The following is a 3,982-nucleotide window of genomic DNA, read 5'->3' on the forward strand; positions in this document are numbered from 1 at the left end:
CCGCTGGCGCGGTCTCCGTCCCGGGGGCCGGAGCCCGCTGGCGCGGTCTCCGTCCCGGGGGCCGGAGCCCGCTGGCGCGGTCTCCGTCCCGGGGCTTCCCGGCTTGCTCGGCGTCCGAATTCGAAGCCCGTCACCGATGCGGCAGAGAGCCTTCTCGGAGAAGCACACCTCTTGCTATTCGGTTCAGTGGGTTGAGAGCATGTCAGCGATGCATACCAAGATCACAGTTGAAGAGGGCGAAGTGGGGGGTGTGGGCGCATGACGGTAACCATTCATGGCGCGTCATCAGGGACCGGGGCCGACTACCTAACGGCCACCGTTGTGGGGGACGACTACAGGTCGACGGTCAACGGTCTCGACGAGTACTGGGCCGGCGGAGGTGACACCCCGGGGGTGTGGATCGGAACCCAGGCACAGGCGCTCGGAATCGCCGGTTCGCTGGTGGAACTGGAGGCGTCGGACGCCGTTTTCAAGTATGCCCTCAACCCCGTCACGGGTGAGAAGCTCGGCCGTGCGTTTCCTCGCTACACTCCGGCCGACGTGCTGTACGAGCGTCTGCTCGCCGCCGAGCCGGAGGCGTCCGAGAGTCGTCGCGAGAAGCTCCGGGTGAAGGCGAACCGGGAAGGGAGCCGTACGGCTCGCTCCGGCTGGGAGATGGTCTACTCGCCCGTCAAAAGCTTCTCGGTTCTCTGGGCAACGGCTGACGACGAGACCCGCGCACGGCTCGAGGAAGTGGAGCAGAAGGCCTTCGAGAAGGTCTTCGCCCGGACGGAGTCGGAGGCGTGCTGGACCCGCAGCGGCCCCACTGCGGCGTCCCAGGTGACGATCAGAGCGGAGGGGTTCATCGCGGCGTCGTTCATCCATCGTTCCTCCCGCGCGGGTGATCCCGACTTCCACCGTCACCTCCTGATATCGGCGAAGGTTCGTACCGCTGACGGGCGGTGGCTCGCACTGGATGCGCGCCCGCTGCACAAGATGACCGTGGCGCTGTCGGAGATGTACACCACCGAGGTCGAGCGCGGGATGTACGAGGCCTTCGGCGTGGTTGCCGGGCCGCGTATCGACACGATCCGTCCGGACCGCCGACCGGTCCGGGAGTTCGTCGGAGTGGGCCCGGAAGTGGTCCGCGCGTACTCCGCGAGGCGCCGTTCCACCGAGCGGGAGCTGGAGCACCTGACCCGGGTGTTCATGGCCCGGGAGGGGCGTGAGCCGACCCGGGTGGAGTCCTATGCGCTCGCCCAGAGCGCGGCGCTCTCGCAGCGTCCGGCCAAGCAGAAGAGCGACCCGGAGTCGGAGCGGATCGAGTGGCGCAGAAGGGCGAACGAACTCGGTGTCGAAAGCCCGGAGCGCTGGCTCGACGAGTGTGCGGAGCTCTCCCGACAGGTCGATTCCCCGCGCTCGGATCCGGCGTCCCTCAGCGACGTTGTCGACGGGGTTCTCTCGACCCTCGAGTCCTCACGATCGGCCTGGACGCGGACCCATGTCGCGGCCGAGACGTACCGCCAGCTGACTGCCACGGGCTGGCACCTGGCGGCCGGTGAGAGCTTCGACGAGGTGGTGGAGGAAGTAGCCGGCACGGTGCTGGCGCCGGCTCACTGCGCGCCGCTGAACCCCGCCGACACGGTCGAGGTCCCGGCGGAGTACCAGCGGGCCGACGGTACCGCCCTGTTCGCCGATCCCGGGGCGGAGCAGTACAGCTCGCACCGTCTGCGAGCGGCGGAGGCAGACCTGCTCGACGCGGCACTCAGGCCCGTCCCGATCGCCCGCTTCGAGCCCGTCGACATCGACCGGGTGCTGGCGGCCGGCGATCGAGGCCGCGGCTTCACGCCGTCGGCGGAGCAACGCGCGGCCGTCCATCACGTCCTCGGATCCGACGTCCACGTCAACGCGGTCGCCGGTCCTGCGGGAACCGGCAAGTCGGCCGTCGTGCGGCTCTTGAAGGAAGCCGCGGACGCGCGCGAGGTGCCGGTGATCGCTCTCACCTCGAGCCAGATACTGGCCGGGAACCTGGCCGAGGAGACGGGCGTCCGGACGACGAGCACCGCCCGCTGGCGCGCGATGTCCGAGCGGTATGCGAGCGGTGCCGGGGATTGGACCCTGGCCCCAGGGCAGATCGTCATCGTCGACGAGGCGGGCCAGGCGTCGACCCCTGATCTGCATGCCGTGCTCCGCCAGGTCCAGGCGGTCGACGGGCGCCTGATCCTCATCGGGGACGCCGGCCGGCAGGGTTCGACCGGCACCGGGGCGCTCAGTCTCATCGAGGCAGACGCCGGGGTCGCGAGGCTCTCGGAGGCCCGCCGCTTCCGAGAGACCGGCGGCGCGATACGTGGCTGGGAGGTGGAAGCGGCACAGGCCTTGTCGCTCGGCGACGACAGCTGCTACGACGTCTACGACGCCCACGGACGCATCCATCACGGCGCCGCCGAGGCCATGCTCGACGCGGTGTTCGAGGCCTGGCACCGCGACAGTGCCGAAGGTCTGCAGAGCGTCATGATCGCGCCCTCCGACGCCCTCGCGGCACAGCTGTCCCGGCGGGCCCGCGAGGCCAGGATCACCCTCGGCGAGGTCGACGACACCGCCACGGTGGCCCTGATCGGCGGCTCCCGCTGCGGGGTGGGCGACCGGATCGTCACCCGGACGAACAACCGGAAGATCCTCAGCGAGGACGGTCGCCAGTGGGTCCGCAACGGCGACGTCTGGACCGTCGGCGCGGTCGGTGAGGACGGCTCGCTGAGGGTCCGGAACGACCGCACCAGCCGACAGCTGACCCTTCCCGCCGAGTACAGCGCACAGGCCGTCGACCTCGCCTACTCCGTCTCCAAGGACCGGGCGCGGGAACTCACGGTCGACACCGCGCACGCCCTGTTCGACAGCTCCCTCGACCGTGACAGTGCCTATCCGGCGGCCACCCGGGGGCGGCTGGCCAACCACCTCTACCTGGTCACGCAGACGCCGGGCGACGAGGCTGCGGAACCAGGTACGGAGCAGGCGGCACGCCAGGTCTTCGCCGGGATTCTCGGCCGTGACGGCGCCCGGTACTCCGTCACCGCGGTCGAGCGCCTGCTCGCCCGGAAGGCCGCGTCCCTGCGCACGCAGGCCGACCGGATGACCTATGTCCTCGACGATCTCGCCGACGTGCAGGCCCGGCGGGCGGTCGCCGGACTGCTCGGCGAGCGTGCTTCGACGCAACTCGTCGGGGCCCCGGCATGGCCCGCCCTGCGGGACCAGCTCGCCGGGTTCGCGGAGGCGGGCTTCGACAGCGACCGGCTGCTCAGGGAAGCCTTCCAAGACCCCCAGGGCAACACTTTCGACTTCGACGGCAGGCCGCTCAACGACCTGGCGGCGATCCTCCACGCCCGTGCCGCCAAGGTGATGGAGAACGAGTCGGCCGCGGCGCTTCTCCGCCTGCCGGAGGGCGCCGAGCGGCCCGTCACCGCTGTCGGTCACCGAGGTGCGGGCCAGGCCCGCGGGGACGACCTGTTCCGGGCGATGGGCCTGTCCCTGCCCGGTGCGGACCCGTCCGACGGCCGATCGGTGTATCTGCATCAGCTTGCCGTGGCTGCTGAGCGGCGGTTTGTTCAGGTCACTGAGACGGCCCGCGCGGACGCCGCGGCCGGTCAGGGCTGGGCGGCCGTTTACGGTCCCGAACCGGCAGATCCGGGGCACGCGGCCGTGTGGGGGGAGCGGCTTGCCGCGGCGGCTGCTTACCGTGATCTGACTGGCTATCGGGGGTCGGATCCGACTGGCCCGGCTCCGGGCGGGGAGCGGAGCGGGGAGCGGGGATTGTGGCGGGCGGCGCAGGTCGTGCCCGATCCGGTGGTGCTCGCGGACAGGTTCGGGAGCCGACCTCCGGACTGGTTGTCCGGCCTCGGGGGGGGCCCCGCGCGGGGGGGGGCCCCCGGGGGGGGGGGGGGGGGGGGCCGGGGGGGGCCCAACCCCCCGGGGGGGGGGGGGGGAGACTAGGGGAGCCCGCGGTTGAGGG

At 71.4% G+C, this 3,982-nt stretch carries 1 protein-coding gene; it reads left to right on the forward strand.

Annotated features, from left to right (window positions below):
* Positions 1-258 precede the first annotated feature (258 nt).
* Positions 259-3,963 carry a MobF family relaxase gene (mobF, locus tag ACFV0O_RS41040; RefSeq protein ID WP_380350048.1) on the forward strand — a complete coding sequence of 1,235 codons (3,705 nt, stop codon included), beginning with the start codon at positions 259-261 and terminating at the stop codon, positions 3,961-3,963.
* Positions 3,964-3,982: the final 19 nt, after the last annotated feature.

The sequence above is a fragment of the Kitasatospora sp. NPDC059577 genome, from assembly GCF_042735475.1.
Classification (GTDB): domain Bacteria; phylum Actinomycetota; class Actinomycetes; order Streptomycetales; family Streptomycetaceae; genus Kitasatospora.

Coding starts and splice junctions, on each gene's coding strand:
- mobF (WP_380350048.1), top strand. CDS start 259: ATGACGGTAACCATTCATGGCGCGTCATCAGGGACCGGGGCCGACTAC.